Origin of the sequence: Pseudomonas gorinensis (assembly GCF_042015035.1) — a bacterium.
In the GTDB taxonomy this organism is placed as follows: domain Bacteria; phylum Pseudomonadota; class Gammaproteobacteria; order Pseudomonadales; family Pseudomonadaceae; genus Aquipseudomonas; species Aquipseudomonas gorinensis.
On the sequence record NZ_CP167125.1, the window covers coordinates 5,503,800 to 5,525,223 of the forward strand.

Sequence of the window (21,424 nt, forward strand, 5' to 3'; positions counted from 1 at the left end):
CTCTCATAAAGCAAAAGAGCAGCCGAAGCTGCTCAAATGTTGGTGCGCTTATTCTATCGACAACGCTTGAGGCCAATCCTCAGCGTTTCTGTGTCAGGGCGCGACGCTCGAATTCGACGATGCGCTGACGGTAGTGTTCGATGGTCTGGGCGGTGAGGACGCTGCGCTGATCGTCCTTCAATTCGCCATTCAGTTCCTGGGACAGCTTGCGCGCTGCCGCCACCATCACGTCGAACGCTTGTTTCGGGTGACGCGGGCCTGGCAAGCCAAGGAAGAAGCTGACGGCCGGCGTGCTGAACAGGTCAATATCGTCCAGGTCGAAGGTGCCCGGCTTGACCGCGTTGGCCATGGAGAACAGCACTTCGCCATTACCGGCCATGCTTTCGTGGCGGTGGAAGATGTCCATTTCGCCAAAACGCAGGCCGCTTTCGAGGATGTTCTGCAACAGCGCCGGGCCTTTGAAGCCCGCGGCGTCGCGGCAAATCACGCTGATCACCAGCACTTCTTCGGCGGCCGGCTGATCGCTGACCGATTGGCGCGGCGGGCTCTTGGTCGCATTCTCATCAGGGAAGTCGTCATCGCGGCTGCTGAAACTCGGGCCTTCGTCGACGTCAAGGTTCAGGTCGCCCTGGTGCGGCTCGGCAACTGCAGCACTGCCGCGCTTGCCACGTTTGGAAGACGGCTCGCGGGCTTCACGCACAGGCGCACTCATGGACGGCAGGTCATGCTCATCCAGCTGCGGTTCCTTATGGGTATCCAACACACGGGGCGGCCCCAGCAGCTCGGCGCTGCCGTCGTCGTCGGGCAAGTTGGACAGGTTACGGTCCAGACGGAATTTGAGCTTGCCCTTGCCACCGCGCATGCGGCGCCAGCCATCAAAAAGAATACCGGCAATGACAATAATGCCGATGACGATCAGCCACTCGCGCAGACCGATTTCCATGTAATCCCGTGCCTCTAATAAAAAATGCTGAAAAATAAGGGGTTTAGCACCGTGCAAACCGCTTTAAAACGTGGCGCCAACTCTATGTTCTGACTGACGTTTTGCCCACGCATACGAAAAATTGACATTAAACTAGCACGACCAAAGATAACTTTACACCGTCTGTCAAAATGCCTTGAACAAATATGTCCATTTGCCACTTTCGCCAGGGCGGTAAACCGTCTTACATCGCGCTGAAAATCTTCTCTCCTGGCGTGGCTCAGGATTCCACCATCGCCATCGCTTCTTCGACATCCACCGCGACCAATCGCGAACAGCCCGGCTCGTGCATCGTCACCCCCATCAACTGATCAGCCATTTCCATGGCGATCTTGTTGTGGGTGATATAGATGAACTGCACAGTCTGGGACATTTCCTTGACCAGGCGTGCGTACCGTCCCACGTTAGCGTCATCCAGCGGTGCGTCAACTTCGTCGAGCATGCAGAACGGCGCCGGGTTCAACTTGAAGATGGCAAACACCAGGGCCAATGCGGTCAGGGCTTTTTCGCCGCCGGACAACAAATGGATGGTGCTGTTCTTCTTGCCCGGAGGCCGCGCCATGATCGTTACCCCTGTATCGAGTAGATCTTCGCCCGTCAGTTCCAAGTAAGCGCTGCCACCACCGAAAACTTTTGGGAATAACGCCTGTAAACCGCCATTAATCTGATCAAAGGTATCCTTGAAGCGGTTGCGGGTTTCCTTGTCGATCTTGCGGATCACGTTTTCCAGGGTATCCAGGGCTTCGACCAGGTCGGCGTCCTGGGCGTCCAGGTAGCGTTTGCGCTCGGACTGCTGCTGGTACTCATCGATGGCGGCCAGGTTGATTGCCCCCAGGCGCTGAATCCGCGCGGCTATGCGTTCGAGTTCTTCTTCGGCGTCTTTTTCGTTGGCCTCGGCGGTCAAGGTGTCAAGCACGCCGTGCAGGTCGTAGCCATCCTCGAGCAACTGGTCCTGGAGGGTTTTGCGGCGCACGGTCAGGGCTTGCCACTCCATGCGCTGTTGTTCGAGCTGGCCGCGGATCAGTTGGGATTGCTGCTCGGCCTGGGTCCGGCGCTTTTCTGCGTCACGCAGTTCGCGGTCGGCATCTTCGAGGGCGATTTGCGCGGTCTTGAGTTCTTCGTCGACGGTCATGCGCTTGTCGAGCAGCTCTTCAAGCTTGAGCCGCAGCTCTTCCAGGGGCGCTTCGCCTTCCTCCAGGTTGAGGCTCAGTTGCTCGCGCTTCTCGGTCAGGCGTTCGGACTGCATCTCCAGGCGCTCAAGGGCCTGGCGCGTGGAGTCGTGCTGCGCACGCAGCGAGCCGAGGCGCACCGCCAACTGGTGGGCGTGGTCTTTGTGCTGGCGAGCTTCCTGGCGCACACGGTCGAGGCGTTCACGCAGGCTGTCACGCTGGGCCAGCAGCAGTTCGCGTTGCTCGGTGTCCTGGGCCATGCTGTCGAGGGCTTCCTGCAGTTGCAGGCGTGCTTCGCCGATTTGTTCGTGCTCGAGCGCGCGTTGCTCGCCCATCTCGGCTACTTCTTCATCGAGACGGGTACGGCGCAGGGTCAGTTGCTCGACCTTGGCTTTGCTCGCGGAAAGCTGGGCTTTCAATTCGCCTTGCTGACGCGCCTCATCCTGCAACAGGCGACGCAGGTGTTCGCGGCCGGTCTCTTGTTGGCGCTGGGTGGCGCGCAGGGTTTGCAGCTCGGTTTCCAGGCTTTCCAGGGTCGCTTCGCGCTCTTCACGCTCGGCGATCAGATTGACGATTTCCTGGCCACGGGCCAAGACCCCGCTTTCTGCTTCACTGGCGCGGCGTACCCGCAGGAAGTGGCGGCCGACCCAGTAGCCATCACGGCTGATCAGGCTTTCGCCGGCAGCCAACCGACCGCGCTGGGCCAGCGCCTGCTCAAGTGATTCAACCGGTTTGACCTGGCCCAGCCACGGCGACAAGTCAATCGCCGCCTCGACCTTGTCCAGCAAACTGCCCGGCACGCGGGTGCCGTCGGCGGCCGGGCTGAGCAGGCGCAAATCGCCCTGGGCAAAACCGGCCAGGTCGAAGCCCCCAAAATCGTCCACCAGTACCGCTTGCAGGTCGGCACCCAATACGGTTTCCACCGCCAACTCCCAACCGGCTTCGACTTTCAAGCCTTCGGCCAGGCGCGGACGCTCGGCCAGATGCTGGTCGCGCAGCCATTCGGCGGTACCGGTGCCAGGGTCCAGAGCGGCTTGCTGCAGGGCTTCCAGGGAGGCCAAACGACCGTTGAGCCGCTGCAGATCGCCCTGGGCCTGCTGCTGGGCCTGGGTCGCCTGTTGCAGTTGCTGGCGCAATTGCTCCAGGCGCTCGACTTGCTGTTCTTCGCTGGCCTCCAGCTCTTCGAGGGTCATCTCGCTTTCAGCCAGTTGCTCGCTGAGCTCCATGATCGCCGCGTCTTCCGGGTCGGCAGCGAGCAACACGCGTTCTTCCTGCAAGCGACGCTGGCGTTCGGCCAGACGCTCCATGCTGGTTTCCAGCTGCTGGATGCGTGACTGTTGCACTTCGGCCTGGCGCCGAGGCTCGGCGGATTTCAGGTTGAAGGTGTCCCACTGCTCCTGCCAGCCGTGCATGGTGGTTTCGGACTCTTCCAGGGCGGCAGCGGCTTCTTCGGCCGCCGCGCTGGTGATCTCCTGCTCGGGAGTGAGCAGGTCCAGCTCTTCGCCAAGGGTCAGCAGCAAGGTGCGGTCATGGCCCAGGTGAGATTCGGTCTCCAGGCGCGCGCGCTCGGCTTCCTTCAAATCCTCCTGCAACTGACGCAAGCGCTGCTGGCCGTGCTGGATGCTCTGCTCGACCCGGGCGATGTCTCCCCCCACCGAGTAGAAACGGCCCTGCACCAGATTGAAGCGCTCGGACAGGTCATGGTGACCGTCGCGCAGGCGCTCGATGCTGGCGTCGGCATTGCGTTGCTCGGCTACCAGGGCTTCGAAGCTGATTTCCTGGGTGCCGATGATCGCTTCACGCTGGCCCACCTGGTCATTCAGCGCCTGCCAGCGCAGGGCCGACAGTTGCGCTTTGAGCTGGCGCTCCTCGCCCTTGTATTCCTGGTACTTTTCGGCGGCCTGGGCCTGGCGGTGCAGGCGTTCCAGCTGGCGTTCCAGCTCTTCACGCAGATCGGTGAGGCGGGCGAGGTTTTCGTGGGTGCGGCGGATACGGTTTTCAGTTTCGCGGCGGCGCTCCTTGTACTTGGAGATGCCGGCCGCTTCTTCGATAAAGTTGCGCAGGTCTTCCGGCTTGGCTTCGATCAGCTTGGAGATCATGCCTTGCTCGATGATCGAGTAGCTGCGCGGGCCCAGGCCGGTACCGAGGAAGATATCGGTGATATCCCGGCGCCGGCACTTGGTGCCGTTGAGGAAGTAGCTGTTCTGGCTGTCGCGGGTCACTTTACGGCGGATGGAGATTTCCGCGTAGGCCGCATATTCGCCAACCAGGGTGCCGTCGGAGTTATCGAACACCAGTTCGATGCTGGCCTGGCTGACGGGTTTGCGGCTGGTGGAGCCGTTGAAGATGACGTCGGTCATCGACTCGCCGCGCAGGTTTTTTGCCGAGCTCTCGCCCATCACCCAGCGTACGGCGTCGATGATGTTCGACTTGCCGCAGCCATTGGGCCCCACCACTGCCGCCATGTTACTGGGGAAGTTCACCGTGGTCGGGTCGACGAAGGATTTGAACCCCGCCAGTTTGATGCACTTGAGCCGCACGCTTAGGCGTCCGCCAACGCAGCGATGACCAGCGAGCAACTACGCTGGCCATAGGCCGACAACACCTGGCGAATCTGCGGCAGGTCGCGGGCAAGCACGGCGGCGAGCAATTGCTCGAACAACGCCAGGTACTCGCTCATGGAGGCCTTGCGCTGATCGAGGGCCAGGTAATAGGCACGGTTCATCGCCGGCTGCAGGTTTTCGACGGTTTCCTGCAAATACGGGTTGTTGGCGAAGGGGTACGCGGCGCGCATCACGCTGAAGCATTCTTCGACAAAGGCGCGGATGTCCTGGCGCTCGAAACTGCCGACCAGGCGCTGCTGGATCTGCAGGAACGGCGCCATGTCAGCCTGGGTCTGCCAGCCCTGGGCCACCGCATTGCCGAGCAGGATATACAGCTCACTCATCAACGTGCACAGGCTCTGCACCTTGTGTGCGGTGAGCTCGGTGACGTGGGCGCCACGGCGCGGCAGGATCGCGATCAGGTGGCGACGTTCGAGGATCAATAAGGCTTCACGCACGGAACCACGGCTGACATTGAGCGCCAGCGTGACTTTCTGTTCCTGGATCCGCTCCCCAGGCTTGAGATCGCCGCGAATGATACGTTCGGCGAGGTGGTGAGCAATTTGCTCGGCGAGACTGTCCGGCGCCTTGAACGTCATGTTTTCCCTTCAAAATCTTCTATCGATACAAGCGCGGCAGTGTAGCGCAAATGCCTGGCTGATGGCGCTAGGCCCACCCTGCTGAATTTGGCACGGAATAAGCAGCGCTGAAACCCAGAAGCCCCCCAAAAACAGCGGTTCCAGAAGACTGGACCATAATTGAAAGTGTTGTGATCGCAATTTCTTGACCTCACAGTCAGAAAATCATTGACCGAAAAGTCAGACATGACTAGATTCGGCGCAAAGCGGTTAACAACAATAATGAGTCTGCGAGGCCTTCCGTGATCCAGTTTCTACTTAACCAGGAGCTCCGTAGCGAGCACGCCCTGGACCCCAACCTGACCGTGCTCAACTATTTGCGTGAGCACCTGGGCAAATCCGGCACCAAGGAAGGCTGCGCCAGCGGCGATTGCGGTGCATGCACCGTGGTGGTCGGCGAGCTGCACAGCGACGAGCCAGGCGCTGAGCGGATTCGCTACCGCAGCCTCAATGCCTGCCTGACGTTTGTCTCATCGTTGCATGGCAAACAATTGATCAGCGTCGAAGACCTGAAGCACCAGGGTCAACTGCACAGCGTGCAACAGGCCATGGTCGAATGCCACGGGTCGCAATGCGGCTTTTGCACCCCCGGTTTTGTGATGTCACTGTTTGCCCTGCAAAAGAACAGCGACGCGCCAGATAGCCAGAAAGCCCATGAAGCCCTGGCCGGCAACTTGTGCCGTTGCACCGGCTACCGCCCGATCCTGGCCGCCGCCGAGCAGGCCTGCTGTAACAAACCCCAGGACCAGTTCGACAGCCGGCAAGTCGAAACCATCGCACGCCTCAAGGCCATCGCGCCGACGCAAACCGGTGAACTCAACAGCGGCGACAAACGCTGCCTGGTCCCCCTGACCGTCGCCGACCTCGCCGACCTCTACGATGCCTACCCGCAAGCCCGGCTGCTGGCTGGCGGCACGGACCTGGCGCTGGAAGTCACCCAGTTCCACCGCACGCTGCCGGTGATGATCTACGTCGGCAACATCGACGAAATGAAGCGCATTGAATCCTTCGACGATCGCCTGGAAATAGGCGCCGCCGCCCCTCTTTCCGACTGCTACACCGCGCTGCACCAGGCCTACCCGGACTTCGGTGAGCTGCTGCACCGTTTCGCGTCCCTGCAAATCCGCAACCAAGGCACCCTGGGCGGCAATATCGGCAACGCCTCGCCGATTGGCGATTCGCCACCACTGCTGATCGCCCTCGGCGCGCAGATCGTGCTGTGCAAGGGCAACACCCGTCGTACGTTGGCGCTGGAAGATTACTTCATCGACTACCGCGTCACCGCACGCCAGGACAGCGAATTCATCGAGAAAATCATCGTGCCCAAGGGCCACGCGCTATTCCGGGCGTACAAAGTGTCCAAGCGCCTGGACGACGATATTTCCGCGGTGTGCGCGGCTTTCAACCTCAAGATCGACAACGGTGTGATCAGCGATGCGCGTGTTGCCTTCGGGGGCATGGCCGCCACCCCGAAACGCGCGAAACACTGCGAGAGCGTGCTGATCGGCGCCACCTGGAATGCCGCCACCGTCGAGAAAGCCTGCACTGCCCTGGCCGAGGATTTCACCCCGTTGTCGGACTTCCGCGCCAGCAAGGAATACCGCCTGCTCAGCGCGCAGAACCTGCTGCGCAAATACTTTATCGAGCTGCAAACGCCGCACATCGAGACTCGGGTGACCGCTTATGTCTAACCATCACGCCGTGGTAAAAACCCAGGCCGAACTGGCCGAGCTGTTTGCCCAGGACCTGACCTCCGGGGTCGGCCGCAGCGTCAAGCATGACAGCGCCGCCAAGCACGTCAGCGGTGAAGCGCAGTACATCGATGACCGCCTGGAATTCCCCAACCAGTTGCACCTGTATGCGCGCATGTCCGACCGCGCCCACGCGAAGATCCTCAGCATCGACACCGCGCCCTGCTACGCCTTCGACGGTGTGCGTATCGTCATCACCCATGAAGACGTGCCAGGCCTGAAAGACATCGGCCCGCTGATGCCCGGCGACCCGCTGCTGGCCATCGACACCGTGCAGTTTGTCGGCCAAGTGGTATTGGCCGTGGCTGCCCGCGATCTGGAAACCGCACGCAAGGCCGCGATGGCGGCCGTGATCGAATACGAAGACCTCGAACCCGTATTGGATGTGGTCGAGGCCTTTCGCAATAAGCATTTCGTGCTCGACAGCCACACCCACCAACGCGGTGATTCGGCCGGCGCACTGGCGACCGCAAAAAACCGCCTCCAGGGCACCCTGCATATCGGCGGCCAGGAACACTTCTACCTGGAAACCCAGATCTCGTCAGTGATGCCCACCGAAGACGGCGGGATGATCGTCTACTGCTCCACCCAGAACCCCACCGAAATACAGAAGCTGGTGGCCGAAGTACTTGACGTGTCGATGAACAAGATCGTCGTCGATATGCGTCGCATGGGCGGTGGTTTCGGCGGCAAGGAAACCCAGGCGGCCAGCCCGGCATGCCTGTGCGCGGTGGTCGCGCGCCTGACCGGGCAGCCGACCAAGATGCGCCTGCCCCGGGTCGAAGACATGCTGATGACCGGCAAGCGCCACCCCTTCTATATCGAATACGACGTGGGCTTCGACGACAGCGGTCGCCTGCAGGGTATCAATCTGGAACTGGCGGGTAACTGCGGTTGCTCGCCGGACCTGTCGAACTCGATTGTCGACCGCGCAATGTTCCACGCCGACAACGCGTATTACCTGGGCGACGCCACGGTCAACGGCCACCGCTGCAAGACCAACACCGCGTCCAACACCGCCTACCGGGGCTTTGGCGGCCCCCAAGGCATGGTCGCCATCGAGGAAGTGATGGACGCCATCGCCCGCCACTTAGGCCAGGATCCGCTGGCCGTGCGCAAGGCCAACTACTACGGCAAGACCGAGCGCAACGTCACTCACTACTACCAGACCGTCGAGCACAACATGCTCGAGGAAATGACCGCTGAGCTTGAAGCCAGCAGCCAATACGCCGAGCGCCGTGAAGCGATCCGCCTGTACAACGCCCACAGCCCGATCCTGAAAAAAGGCCTGGCGCTGACCCCGGTGAAATTCGGTATTTCCTTTACCGCCAGTTTCCTGAACCAGGCCGGTGCGTTGATCCATATCTACACCGACGGCAGCATCCACCTGAACCACGGTGGTACCGAAATGGGCCAGGGGTTGAACACCAAGGTCGCACAGGTGGTGGCCGAAGTGTTCCAGGTGGAAATCGACCGCGTGCAGATCACCGCCACCAATACCGACAAGGTGCCCAACACCTCGCCGACCGCCGCCTCCAGCGGTGCCGACCTGAACGGCAAGGCCGCGCAGAACGCCGCCGAAACCATCAAGCAACGCCTGGTGGAATTCGCCGCGCGCAAGTACGACGTGAGTGAGGCCGACGTAGCATTCCACAACGGCCATGTGCGCGTGCGCGATCATATCCTGACCTTTGAAGCGCTGATCCAGCAGGCGTACTTCGCCCAGGTGTCGCTGTCGAGCACTGGCTTCTACAAGACCCCGAAAATCTTCTACGACCGCAGCCAGGCGCGAGGACGGCCGTTCTACTACTACGCCTTTGGCGCGGCCTGTTGCGAGGTGATCGTCGACACCCTGACCGGCGAATACAAGATGCTGCGCACCGACATCCTCCACGACGTGGGCGCCTCGTTGAACCCGGCGATCGACATCGGCCAAGTAGAAGGCGGCTTCATCCAGGGCATGGGCTGGCTGACCATGGAAGAGCTGGTGTGGAACAACAAGGGCAAGCTGATGACCAACGGCCCGGCCAGCTACAAGATCCCGGCGGTGGCCGACATGCCGCTGGACCTGCGCGTGAAGCTGGTGGAGAACCGCAAGAACCCGGAAGACACGGTGTTTCATTCCAAGGCCGTGGGCGAGCCACCGTTCATGCTCGGCATTGCCTCGTGGTGTGCGATCAAGGATGCGGTGGCGAGCCTGGGTGACTATCGCCATCAGCCGAAGATCGATGCACCGGCGACACCGGAGCGGGTGTTGTGGGGGTGCGAGCAGATGCGCAAGTTGCAGGCGGCTGTGCCTGTTGAAACCGAAACCGAGATGGCTTCGCTCTAGACCGAGGCGCTGCCATCGGGGGCAAGCCCCCTCCCACACTTTGATCTGTGCCTTCAAATGTGGGAGGGGGCTTGCCCCCGATGACGGCCTGACAGACACCACAAGAGGTGACTATGAACAACTGGATCAGCGCCCTCGCCAACCTGCAGAACCAAGGCGAACCCTGCGTACTGGTGACCATCATCGAAGAGCTCGGCTCCACGCCGCGCAATGCCGGTTCGAAGATGGTGATCAGCGCCACGCAAACCTTCGACACCATCGGTGGCGGACACCTGGAATACAAGGCGATGCAGATCGCCCGTGACATGCTCGCGCGCGGCCAGCAGAACACCCACCTGGAGCGCTTCAGCCTCGGCGCAAGCCTGGGCCAGTGCTGCGGTGGCGTAACCGTATTGCTGTTCGAACCCATGGGCCAAGTGCAGGCGCAGATCGCGGTGTTCGGCGCCGGTCACGTCGGCCGCGCGTTGGTGCCGTTGCTGGCGAGCCTGCCGTGCCGGGTGCGCTGGATCGATTCGCGCGAGCAGGAATTCCCGGAACATATCCCCCAGGGCGTGCGTAAAATCGTCAGCGAAGAGCCGGTGGACGAAATTGCCGACCTGCCCGCGGGTAGTTATTGCATCGTCATGACCCACAATCACGCGCTGGACCTGGAACTGACCGCCGCCCTGCTCAAGCGTAATGACTTTGCCTACTTCGGCCTGATCGGCTCGAAGACCAAACGCGTCAAGTTCGAACACCGCCTGCGTGATCGCGGCTTTGACGCCGCGCAGTTGCAACGCATGCGCTGCCCCATGGGCCTCACCGAGGTAAAGGGCAAATTGCCGGTAGAGATCGCCATCTCCATCGCCGGCGAAATCATCGCCACCTATAACGCCCATTTCGGCCAGCACACCGCGAGCGCCGAACCTATTGCCAAACTGCTGCCGGTGTCACGCCGCAGCCAAGCTATCAATTGAGACGACCATGCCTTTGACTCGCAAAGCCTACCGTGCCGCCCTCCTGCACAGCATCGCCGACCCCGCTGAAGTGGGCATCGAAGCCTCCTATGAGTATTTCGAAGACGGCCTGCTGGTGATCGAAAACGGCAAGATCAGTGCCCTGGGCCACGCCAGTGACCTGCTGCCGAAGCTGCCCGCCGATATCGACATCACCCACTACCAGGATGCGCTGATTACCCCAGGCCTGATCGACACCCATATCCACCTGCCGCAAACCGGCATGGTCGGCGCCTATGGCGAGCAGTTACTGGACTGGCTCAACACTTACACCTTCCCGTGCGAACGCCAGTTCGCCAACAAGGCCCACGCCGAAGAAGTGGCCGACATTTTTATCAAGGAATTGCTGCGCAATGGCACCACCACCGCCCTGGTGTTCGGCAGCGTGCATCCGCAATCGGTGAACGCGTTCTTTGAAGCGGCCGCAAAACTCGACCTGCGTATGATCGCCGGCAAAGTGATGATGGACCGCAACGCCCCGGATTACCTCACCGACACCGCCGAATCCGGCTACCAGGAAAGCAAGACGTTGATCGAGCGCTGGCACGGCAAGGGCCGCCTGCACTATGCGGTCACGCCCCGCTTCGCCCCCACCAGCACGCCGGAACAATTGGCGTTGGCCGGGCAACTGCTGGGCGAGTACCCGGACCTGTACATGCAGACGCACATCAGTGAGAACAAGCAGGAAGTCGAGTGGGTGAAGGCGTTATTTCCAGAGCGCAACGGCTACCTGGATGTGTACGACCATTACAAACTGCTGGGTGAGCGCTCGGTGTTCGCCCACGGTGTGCACCTGTGTGATGACGAATGCGCGCGGCTGGCGGAGACGGGGTCGGCGGTGGCGTTCTGCCCGACGTCGAACCTGTTCCTCGGCAGCGGCCTGTTCAACCTGCCGATGGCCGAGAAACACAAGCTCAACGTTGGCCTGGGCACGGATGTGGGCGGCGGCACCAGCTTCTCACTGCTGCAAACCTTGAACGAAGCCTATAAGGTCATGCAACTGCAGGGCGCGCGGTTGAGCCCATTCAAGTCGTTGTACCTGGCCACCCTCGGGGGTGCGCGGGCGATGCGCCTGGAAGACAAGATCGGCACGTTGCAGCCAGGCACCGATGCAGACTTTCTGGTGCTGGATTACAACGCCACGCCACTGCTGAGCTATCGCTTGAAGCAGGCCAACAACATAGCCGAGACGTTGTTCGTGTTGATGACGCTGGGGGATGATCGGACGGTGTTGCAGACCTATGCGGCCGGCCAACGGGTGCACCAACGCTGATCTGCGCCACAACACAAAACAAATGTGGGAGGGGCGGTGCGACGATTCGACTTGCCCCCTCCCACATTCTTTAATCGGGTTTACAACTTTACAGGCGAACGCCCCGGCTTCTTGGTCTGCAACAAATGCGAGAACACCGCATGCAAATCATCCGACGCACTTTCCTCGTCGAGGTTGAGCTTGCTGTCGATGTGGTCCATGTGATGCATCATCAAGTCAACTGCCAGCGCCGCGTCGCGGGCCTCGATCGCATCGATCAACTGGGTGTGTTCATCGTAGGAACAGTGCGAGCGATTGCCGCTTTCGTACTGCGCAATGATCAACGAGGTCTGGGACACCAGGCTGCGCTGGAAGCTGATCAGCGGCGCGTTCTTCGCCGCCTCGGCCAGCTTGAGGTGGAACTCGCCAGAGAGGCGGATACCGGCACCGCGATCGCCACGGGAGAAGCTGTCGCGCTCGTCGTTGACCATCTGGCGTAGTTCGGCCAGTTGCTCGGCGGTGGCGTGCTGCACGGCCAACTCGGTGATCGCTCGCTCTACCAGGCGCCGGGCGAGGAACACTTGGCGTGCTTCCTCGACGCTTGGGCTGGCCACCACCGCGCCGCGATTGGGCCGCAGCAACACCACGCCTTCATGGGCCAGGCGCGACAGGGCGCGGCGAATGATGGTACGGCTGACGCCGAAGATTTCGCCCAGTGCCTCTTCACTCAATTTGGTACCGGGTGCCAGGCGTTGTTCGAGGATCGCCTCGAAGATATGCGCGTAGACGATATCGTCCTGGGTTCCGCTGCGACCGGCCTTGCCGGCTCGCGGTTGTTTCTTGAGAGGTTGCAACTGTTCGTTCATGGGCACTCGGGTCGGGAGAACGGCGGCGAATTAACGGTAATACGGCAACTTTAAGGTAATACGGCAACAATGGGTCGCTGGCAAGTATCAGCTAAAAACACGGCACATTGTACACAACCCACTGCGCCAACACACTGTACGGCTGTTTGCGGCGCCGGCTGTATTGCAATGAGTAGTTACGTTTGAGTTTAGGCTTGAATCCAAGATTTCCCACGAACGACACCCCACTGTAGAAGCGAGCTTGCTCGCGAAGAATCCGAGCGCGTCGCGAACATCCAGGGCGCCCGCGTTATCGTTGACGCTTTTCGCGAGCACGCTCGTTCCTACAAGGAGGGGGGTCAGGTAAAAGGAACACCTATCCATGACCGACGCCACCCAAGCGCCCTTGCGCCCGCTGGCCGACACTTCCGCGTCCGCCGTCGTCGCCGGCTTTATCGCCATGATGACCGGCTACACCAGCTCCCTGGTGCTGATGTTCCAGGCTGGACAAGCCGCCGGCCTGACCACGGCGCAGATTTCTTCATGGATCTGGGCGATCTCCATCGGCATGGCGGTGTGCAGCATCGGCCTGTCCCTGCGTTATCGCACGCCGATCACCATTGCCTGGTCGACACCGGGCGCAGCGCTATTGATCACCAGCCTGGGCGGCGTCAGTTATGGCGAAGCGATCGGTGCCTATATCACCTGTGCAGTGCTGGTGACCCTGTGCGGGCTGACCGGCAGCTTCGAAAAACTGGTCAAGCGTATTCCGGCTTCACTGGCGGCGGCCTTGCTGGCGGGCATTCTGTTCAAGATCGGCAGCGAAATATTTGTCGCCGCGCAACATCGTACCGGCCTGGTGCTGGGGATGTTTTTCACCTACCTGATCATCAAGCGCCTTTCGCCGCGCTATGCGGTGCTGGCCGCGCTGGTGATCGGTACCCTGCTGTCTGGCTTGATGGGCCTGCTGGACTTCAGCGGCTTCCACCTGGAAGTGGCGACCCCGGTGTGGACCACTCCGCACTTCTCGCTGGCAGCGACCATCAGCATTGGCATTCCGCTGTTCGTGGTGGCAATGACTTCGCAGAATATGCCCGGCGTCGCCGTGCTGCGCGCCGACGGCTATAACGTGCCGGCCTCGCCGTTGATCACCGTTACCGGCCTGGCCTCGCTGGTGCTGGCGCCGTTCGGCTCCCACGGGATCAACCTGGCAGCGATCAGCGCAGCCATCTGCACCGGGCCACACGCCCACGAAGACCGCAACAAGCGCTACACAGCGGCGGTCTGGTGTGGTGTGTTCTACGCAATTGCCGGCGTATTTGGCGCCACACTGGCAGCGTTGTTCGCAGCGTTACCCAAGGAACTGGTGCTATCGATTGCAGCGCTGGCCTTGTTTGGCTCGATCATCAATGGCCTGAGCATTGCCATGAATGAGCCAAAGGAACGGGAAGCGGCGCTGATCACCTTTATGGTCACGGCGTCAGGGCTGACGTTGTTTTCCATCGGTTCAGCGTTCTGGGGGATTGTGGCGGGGGTGTTGACGCTGCTGATTCTGAACGGGCGCAAGGCATAAAAAAACGGCGACCCTCGGGTCGCCGTTTTTTCAGTATCACTTAGCCGCGTTGATCGGCTTTTCCGGATACCACACGTCCAGCAGCGGGCTGACTTCAGCCTTGGTCAGCTCGGAGCGGGTTTTCAGCCAGGCTTCAACAGCAGCACGCTGCTCTTCGGAGACCGAGCCACGCTTCTGCAGGCAAACCAGACCGTAGTCGTCGCCGCCAACATAACCCAGGCCGTTGGCTTCCATGGCTTCTTTGATGAATGCTTCGAGGAAAGCGTCGATAGCTTCTTCACTCAGGCCTTCGTTGAAGTCCAGGTTCAGTTCGAAACCCAGCTCTTGAAATTCATCAACGCACAGTTTTTTGCGCAGACGCTGGGAACGGTTAGTCGCCATTGGAACAATCCTCATAAGTAATAACGGGCGGCACTTTAGCAGTTTAAGGTGGCGATTGCCCGACTCTCTGGTACAGGCGGCCAGCTACACGCAAAAAAAACGCCGATTAGCAGCTATCGTTCAGCTACAACGGGCTCCACCTTGGGGCATAATGCCGACACTTTCATGACCAATGAGGGATTTTCTTACATACCCCTCGCCTTTTCCCCCTCGTCAGCAGCAGGGTCTTATTCCTTATGATCAAATCTTTGCGTCCATTACTGCTTGCCGGTTTTCTCCTGCCACTGAGTTTTTCCATTACCGCCGCGCCGATCAACAACACCCTGCCGCCCAGCGTCGCGCAGGCCCTTCAGAAAGCCAAGCTGCAAAACACCGCGCTGTCACTGGTGATGATTCCCCTGAACGGCCCCGGTACCCCCACCGTATTCAATGCCGACGTCTCGGTGAACCCGGCCTCGACCATGAAGCTGGTCACCACCTATGCGGCCCTGGAAATGCTCGGGCCCAACCACCAGTGGAAGACCGAGTTCTACACCGACGGCACCCTCAGTGGCGGCGTGTTACACGGCAACCTCTACCTCAAGGGCGGCGGCGACCCCAAGCTGAACATGGAAAAGCTCTGGCTGTTGATGCGTGACCTGCGCGCCAATGGCGTGCAACAAGTCACCGGCGACCTGGTGCTGGACCGCAGCTTCTTTACCCAGCCGCAACTGCCGGAGTTCAATGACGACGGCAACGACGAAAACAAGCCTTTCCTGGTCAAGCCCGACGCTCTGCTGGTCAACCTCAAGGCCCTGCGCTTCGTGACGCGCAACGATTCGGGGCGGGTGCTCGTATCGGTCGAGCCGCCGATCGCCAGCATTCGTATCGATAACCAGGTCAAGGTCTCCAACGCCAAGCAATGCACCGGCGATGTGCGCTACAACCCGGTCACCGCCGCGGACGGCAGTGTCACCGTCACCGTCAGCGGCCAACTGGCTGAAGGTTGCAGCTCACAAACCTATTTGTCGTTGCTGGACCACGCGACCTACACCGCGGGTGCCGTTCGGGCAATCTGGCAGGAGCTGGGCGGCACGATCCAGGGCCGCGATATCCAGGCGCCGGTGCCCAAGGATGCCAAGGTGCTGGCCCGTGCGTTTTCACCAGACCTGGCGGAAATCATCCGCGACATCAACAAATACAGTAACAACACCATGGCCCAGCAGCTGTTCCTGAGCCTGGGCGCGCAGTTCCGCAACGACGCGGACGGCGACGACGCCAAGGCTGCCCAGCGAGTGGTACGCCAGTGGCTGGCAAAGAAAGGCATCACCTCGCCGCACCTGGTGATGGAGAACGGTTCCGGCCTGTCCCGTGCCGAACGGGTCAGCGCCCGTGAGATGGCTGAGATGCTGCAAGCGGCCTGGAGAAGCCCTTACGCGGCGGAATACATCAGCTCGCTGCCGATTGCCGGCACCGACGGCACCATGCGCAAACGCCTGAAGACCACGGCGATGCGCGGCGAAGCCCATGTCAAGACCGGAACCCTGAACACCGTGCGCGCGATCGCCGGGTTCAGCCGCGATAACAATGGCAATACCTGGGCCGTGGTGGCGATCCTCAACGATACGAAGCCATGGGGTGCGTCGTCGGTACTGGACCAGGTGCTGCTGGACCTGTATCGCCAGCCGAAACTGGCGGCGGCAGCGCCCGTTCTCTAGGCCACACCGCCGTCCTCCTGTGGGAGAGGCTCGTGCCCTCCCACGGGTGCTCCGGCGTCGGTCCTCAAGCCTGTACTTCCTCTGCGGCCACTCGGTCCCTGCCCGCCTGCTTGGCCACATACACCGCCGAGTCAGCACGCAACAGCAAACCGTCAACGCCTTCATCCACCCGCCAGCTCGCCACCCCGAAGCTGGCAGTCACGATGCCCACCGGTTCCATTGGCGCACTGCGCAACGACTGCCATAACTCCATCGCCAGGCGGTAGGCCTGCTCGCCATCAGTGTTGGGGCACAGCACCATGAACTCCTCGCCACCCAGGCGGCAGAACACATCCGTACGGCGCAGACGCTGGCCGATTCGTTTGCACAGCTCCTGCAACACGCCGTCGCCGACCCCGTGCCCATGCTGGTCGTTGATTCGCTTGAAGTGATCGATATCCAGCATGATCACCGACAGCGCTCCGGCCGTGCGGTTGAGGCGGAGCATCTCGGTCTTGAGGCGATCCTGGAAATACCGACGGTTATGGATGCCGGTCAGGGAGTCGGTGATGGACAACGTACGCAGCTCTTCTTCCACGCGCTTGAGGTCGGTGATATCCGACACATAACCGTGCCACAACGTACCGCCTGCCGGCAGTTCTTCCGGTGTGGCTTCGCCTCGAATCCAGCGCAGGCCTCGTTGTGGCAATTGCACGCGGTACTCTTCGCGCCAATGGCTCAATTGCAGCGCCGACAAACGAATCGACGCGCGTACCCGCTCCACATCCAGGGGATGAATGCGCTCGAAGACTTTCTTCGCATCCTGCTGCAACATCCCGGTCTCGATTTCATAAATATCGCGCATGCCATCGCTGGCGTAGATAAAGCGCCAGTTATCCTGGGGCTCCAGGGTGAACTGGAAAATCCCGCCAGGCACATGGGCGCTGAGTTTTTTCAGCAAGCGATCCCGCGCCGCCAATGCCTCGTAAGCGCGCTTTTGCTCAGTCACATCCAGGTAGATCGCCAGGTATCCCACCCATAAACCGTGGTCATCCAGCAACACCGTGCCGAGCATGTTGACCGTCAGCTGGCTGCCGTTCTCGCGAACCAAGGTCCATTCACTGGCCTCATGCTGGCTGTCCGGGCTTTCCACCAGCATCGCCTGGCTCGGCGGGATCCGTTTGCCCAGCGCCACGCTCAAACTGGTGGCCCGCGCTTCCAGTTCTGCGGGCACATGCAGGCTTTCAAGCGTCGAGCGCCCCAACACCTGCTCGGCCTTGAAGCCAAGCATCTGCTCGGCGCCGGCGTTAAATGTATTGATCACCCCACGCAGATCGGTGGCAATGATCGCCACCTGGGTGGCGGCATTCAATACGCTGCGCAACTGGCCGTGGGCGCCGCGCAATTCCTGTTCACGGGCGCGTAACTGCATGGTGCTTTGTTGCACCAGTTTCAACGCACGTTGGCGCTGGCTGACAAGGACGTAGAGCAAGGCGCTGAGTAACAGGCTAAGCAGCCCGCCCATGGCCAGGATCAACGCCAATGATGAGTGATTGGCCTGCTCGAACATCTCGCTGGGGCGCAAGCTAAGCGCGTAGACATGGTCGCCCAGGGTCAGGCGGCGCACGGCGCTGAGGTCGCTGTCGACCCGTGCGCTACCGGACTCGTACAACAGCCGCTGTTGCAGGTCGGATGTGTCGACAATCTGCATCGCCAGGTTATCGCGGTCGGGTCTGGGCAGGCCCTCGGCCACCAGTTGGCGCATGCTGATCACAGCCATTACAAAGCCGTGGGGCTCAGTCGCTCCATGGGCCGTGACCGGCGCCACCAACAACACCCCGGTGGCGTAGGCGGGTTCCAAACCCACCAATTGCATGGGTTGCGACACCGCCAGCTTGCCGCTCTTTTGCGCACGCTCAAGGGCCGAGCGGCGCAGGGGTTGGGCCAGCAGGTCAAAGCCCAGGGGCGAGACGAGCAGGCTCAGGGTCTGGCTGTACAGCACCGGTACGTATTCATCACGCTCGGCGGCGGGTGCCAGTTCGCCGTTTGCATTCAGCTCGCGAATGTTGAAGGGCGTACCGCGCTGGCGAGACACCTGTTGCTCAAACAGCTTGCGCTGATCACGCGACACCCGTGGTGCCCACGCATAGGCGCGGGCGCGCTGCAGCAAGGGCTGGGCGAAACCCTCGAATTCTTCGCGGGACACTTCATCGGAGTTGACGAAGAAACGCCGCAGGCTTCCCAGGCGCTGCTCCTGGTCCTCGAAACGCTCTTGCAGGCGGCTGAATCGCTCGTTGACCAGCAACTGGAAACGCTGGCGCTCCTGCTGTTGGTCGAGGTCGGACGCCGCCCAGGCGACGATGGTTGTCAACGTACACCCCCCCAGTAATACCACCAACGCCACCAGCCAAGCCGACGCCTGCTCACTGATAAAGCCTAGGATTTTCGGGCGAACGGCTTGCAACGACATAGGCAACACTCACAACGCCAGCGTGCGGGGGGGTGTCACTTTGGCTAGGTTTTAGTTATAGCCATCGGTCCAGGGTTTGACCAGCGCAAAAAAAGCCGCAAGCCCGGAAAAATCCAGGCTTGCGGCTCATGAGCCGGACAATCAGCGCGCGGTGATTTTCCAGGCCCGGTGGATCTTGGCATTGCGCGCAAAATCCGGGTCGATGGTCTTGTCGCTGATTTCCTCGACCGCATAGCGTGCGCTGAGGTTGTCCTCCAGTTGGAACTTGCGGAAGTTGTTCGAGAAATACAGCACACCACCCGGTGCCAGGCGGGCCATGGCCAGGTCGAGCAACTGCACGTGGTCACGCTGCACGTCGAAGATACCCTCCATGCGCTTGGAGTTGGAGAAGGTCGGCGGGTCGATGAAGATCAAGTCGAACTCATCACGGCTGGCTTCCAGCCACGCCATCACATCGCCCTGCTCCAGACGGTTCTTGTCGGAGAAACCGTTGAGCGAAAGGTTGCGACGTGCCCAGTCCAGGTAGGTCTTGGACAGGTCGACGCTGGTGGTGCTGCGCGCACCGCCCTTGGCCGCATGCACACTCGCCGTGGCGGTGTAGCAATACAGGTTGAGGAAGCGCTTGCCGGCCGCCTCTTTCTGGATGCGCATGCGCATCGGGCGATGGTCGAGGAACAGGCCGGTGTCGAGGTAATCGGTCAGGTTGACCAGCAACTTCACGCCGCCTTCGCTGACTTCGGTGAACTTGCCCTGGGCGCTCTGGCGTTCGTACTGCTTGGTGCCGCTCTGGCGCTCGCGACGCTTGACCACCACGCGGCTCTTGTCGATGTTCAACGCCTGGGGAATGGCCGCCAGGGCATCGAACATGCGCGCCGAGGCTTTCTCCGGGTCGATGGACTTCGGCGCAACGTATTCCTGCACATGCACCCAATCGTGGTACAGGTCGATGGCCATGGAGTATTCCGGCATGTCGGCATCGTACACACGGTAGCAGTCCACACCTTCACGCTTGGCCCACTTGCCCAGTTGCTTGAGGTTCTTTTGCAGGCGGTTGGCAAACATCTGCCCGCCTTCGCTCAAGCGCGCCTGCTCAACCACAGGGGCCGGCGCGGGCGCAGGTTTGATCGGGTTGCCGTTCTTGTTGTACTGACGCTCTTGCGGCTCAGTCGGAGCCTGGTCATAAGCCGCTTGCTCACGTTCGGCCTGGCGCTGTTCCGGGGTACGGCGTTCGCCGGTGACGAACTGGTCCGGGTTGACCTTGATCAGCAGCAGTTTGCACGGCAAGGCGCCGTTCCAGAACGCATATTGCTTGTGGCTGCGGATACCCATGCGCTTGCCCAGGTCCGGAGCACCGGTGAACACCGCGGCTTCCCAACCCATGCACGCCTGGCGCAGGCGCTCGCCGAGGTTCTGGTAGAGGTACAACAGGCTGGCTTCGTCACCCAGGCGTTCGCCGTAGGGTGGGTTGCAGATCACCAGGCCTTTCTGGTTCTGGTCCGGGCGCGGCTCGAAGGTGCCGACTTCGCCCTGATAGATCTTGATCCAGTGGCTGAGACCGGCACGCTCGACGTTGTTACGCGCGGGCTGGATCAGGCGCGGGTCCGCCTCATAGCCACGAATCCACAGCGGTGGCTTGTTCATGCCGATGGCGGCACGTTCGCTGGCTTCGGTGTGAAGCTTTTTCCACAGCGCCGGCACGTGACCGAGCCAGGCGGTGAAGCCCCACTGCTCGCGATTCAGGTTGGGCGCCATGTCGGCAGCGATCATCGCGCCTTCCACCAGGAAGGTACCGACACCGCACATCGGGTCAGTCAGCGCGCCGCCTTCAGCCGCAATGCGCGGCCAGCCGGCGCGGATCAGGATCGCGGCCGCCAGGTTTTCCTTCAATGGTGCAGCACCCTGCTGCAGGCGGTAACCGCGCTGGTGCAGGCTGTGGCCGGAGAGGTCCAGGGACAGGATCGCTTCGCCACGGTCCAGCCGCAGGTGGATGCGCAGGTCCGGGTTGATCTTGTCGATGGACGGACGTTCGCCGGTTGGGGTGCGCAACTTGTCGACGATCGCATCCTTGACCTTCAGCGCACCGAAGTGGGTGTTATCGATGCCTGAACCATGCCCGCTGAATTCCACGGCCAGGGTGCCGTCGGCGACCATATGGTCTTGCCACTCGATATCCAGCACGCCGTGGTAGAGGTCTTCGGCGTCCTTCATCGGGAAGCGCTTGAGCACCAGCAATACACGGTTGGCCAGGCGCGACCAGAGGCACAGGCGGTAGGCGGTTTCCATGTCGGCCATGCCGCGCACGGCCGAGGTGTGCTCGCGGGCTTCCTCAAGGCCAAGCCCGACGGCTTCCTCGATCAGCAGGCCTTCGAGGCCCTTGGGGCAAGTGAGGAAGAGTTCAAAACGGTCCGACATGGGCAATCCAGGCTTTTCAGCAATAAATGAACGGGCAACGCATCGCCGGTTCGGTTTTCAATCAGGCACTTTTCTTGAAGAGTGCCCGCGTGGCACGAATGTGCCGTCCCACCCCGCCTGCCGGGCCTTTTGGCCTTGATTGACGGGGCAGATAGATCATCTGATGAAACAAAAAGAAATATTCCGACCCTTCGTCGAATAATAACCGACTGCAACGGGCGGTCTTTCTCACTAAGGGACTGAACCAATCCTCTTCGCAGGGCACATCATAGCTGGCTTTACCCCATAAATGGGGCGAAAAGCCAGCCCAGCTTATGGCTATAGCATCGTTATCGTTACGTGCTT

13 protein-coding genes are annotated in these 21,424 nt (G+C 61.1%); 6 read left to right on the top strand and 7 right to left on the bottom strand.

Annotated elements, in window-relative coordinates; translation table 11 throughout:
- Positions 1–79: 79 nt before the first annotated feature.
- The 3 genes from zipA to AB7933_RS24900 form a co-directional block, all read right to left on the bottom strand.
- Positions 80–943 (bottom strand): cell division protein ZipA, encoded by an 864-nt coding sequence (gene zipA / locus AB7933_RS24890; protein ID WP_024076849.1) that lies wholly within the window; start codon positions 941–943, stop codon positions 80–82.
- 259 nt (positions 944–1,202) lie between these two features.
- The gene (gene smc / locus AB7933_RS24895) at positions 1,203–4,691 is read right to left on the bottom strand and encodes a chromosome segregation protein SMC (RefSeq protein WP_024076850.1); all 3,489 of its coding nucleotides are present in this window, start codon (positions 4,689–4,691) and stop codon (positions 1,203–1,205) included.
- A gap of 2 nt (positions 4,692–4,693) precedes the next feature.
- Positions 4,694–5,353, bottom strand: a complete 660-nt coding sequence (locus AB7933_RS24900; protein WP_024076851.1) for a GntR family transcriptional regulator — start codon at positions 5,351–5,353, stop codon at positions 4,694–4,696.
- Between the two features lie 281 nt (positions 5,354–5,634).
- Here AB7933_RS24900 and xdhA point away from each other — a divergent pair, with 281 nt between their 5' ends.
- The 4 genes from xdhA (at position 5,635) to guaD (ending at position 11,743) form a co-directional block, all read left to right on the top strand.
- On the top strand, positions 5,635–7,083 hold the full coding sequence (xdhA, locus tag AB7933_RS24905) for a xanthine dehydrogenase small subunit (protein ID WP_024076852.1): 1,449 nt from the start codon (positions 5,635–5,637) through the stop codon (positions 7,081–7,083).
- Positions 7,076–9,475, top strand: a complete 2,400-nt coding sequence (gene xdhB / locus AB7933_RS24910; RefSeq protein WP_024076853.1) for a xanthine dehydrogenase molybdopterin binding subunit — start codon at positions 7,076–7,078, stop codon at positions 9,473–9,475. The genes xdhA and xdhB overlap by 8 nt, the downstream gene beginning before the upstream one ends.
- A 113-nt stretch (positions 9,476–9,588) precedes the next feature.
- Positions 9,589–10,431 (top strand): xanthine dehydrogenase accessory protein XdhC, encoded by an 843-nt coding sequence (xdhC, locus tag AB7933_RS24915; RefSeq protein ID WP_024076854.1) that lies wholly within the window; start codon positions 9,589–9,591, stop codon positions 10,429–10,431.
- 7 nt (positions 10,432–10,438) lie between these two features.
- Positions 10,439–11,743 (top strand): guanine deaminase, encoded by a 1,305-nt coding sequence (gene guaD, locus AB7933_RS24920; protein ID WP_024076855.1) that lies wholly within the window; start codon positions 10,439–10,441, stop codon positions 11,741–11,743.
- 80 nt (positions 11,744–11,823) lie between these two features.
- Here the strand turns inward: guaD and AB7933_RS24925 are convergent, their stop codons facing one another.
- On the bottom strand, positions 11,824–12,588 hold the full coding sequence (locus AB7933_RS24925; protein WP_024076856.1) for a GntR family transcriptional regulator: 765 nt from the start codon (positions 12,586–12,588) through the stop codon (positions 11,824–11,826).
- 361 nt (positions 12,589–12,949) lie between these two features.
- On the opposite strand from AB7933_RS24925, the gene AB7933_RS24930 reads away from it, so the two are divergent.
- Positions 12,950–14,140: a benzoate/H(+) symporter BenE family transporter gene (locus tag AB7933_RS24930; protein ID WP_024076857.1), complete on the top strand. Its 1,191-nt coding sequence runs from the start codon at positions 12,950–12,952 to the stop codon at positions 14,138–14,140.
- A 36-nt stretch (positions 14,141–14,176) separates the two neighbouring features.
- Here the strand turns inward: AB7933_RS24930 and AB7933_RS24935 are convergent, their stop codons facing one another.
- Complete coding sequence (locus AB7933_RS24935; protein ID WP_003193255.1) at positions 14,177–14,521, bottom strand: YggL family protein; 345 nt, start codon at positions 14,519–14,521, stop codon at positions 14,177–14,179.
- A 236-nt stretch (positions 14,522–14,757) separates the two neighbouring features.
- On the opposite strand from AB7933_RS24935, the gene dacB reads away from it, so the two are divergent.
- Positions 14,758–16,218, top strand: coding sequence for a D-alanyl-D-alanine carboxypeptidase/D-alanyl-D-alanine endopeptidase (gene dacB, locus AB7933_RS24940; RefSeq protein ID WP_024076858.1), 1,461 nt, complete (start codon positions 14,758–14,760; stop codon positions 16,216–16,218).
- A gap of 64 nt (positions 16,219–16,282) precedes the next feature.
- Here the strand turns inward: dacB and AB7933_RS24945 are convergent, their stop codons facing one another.
- Positions 16,283–18,667 carry a sensor domain-containing diguanylate cyclase gene (locus AB7933_RS24945; RefSeq protein ID WP_024076859.1) on the bottom strand — a complete coding sequence of 795 codons (2,385 nt, stop codon included), beginning with the start codon at positions 18,665–18,667 and terminating at the stop codon, positions 16,283–16,285.
- Between the two features lie 141 nt (positions 18,668–18,808).
- Positions 18,809–21,079 (bottom strand): bifunctional 23S rRNA (guanine(2069)-N(7))-methyltransferase RlmK/23S rRNA (guanine(2445)-N(2))-methyltransferase RlmL, encoded by a 2,271-nt coding sequence (gene rlmKL, locus AB7933_RS24950; RefSeq protein WP_024076860.1) that lies wholly within the window; start codon positions 21,077–21,079, stop codon positions 18,809–18,811.
- Between the last annotated feature and the right edge of the window lie 345 nt (positions 21,080–21,424).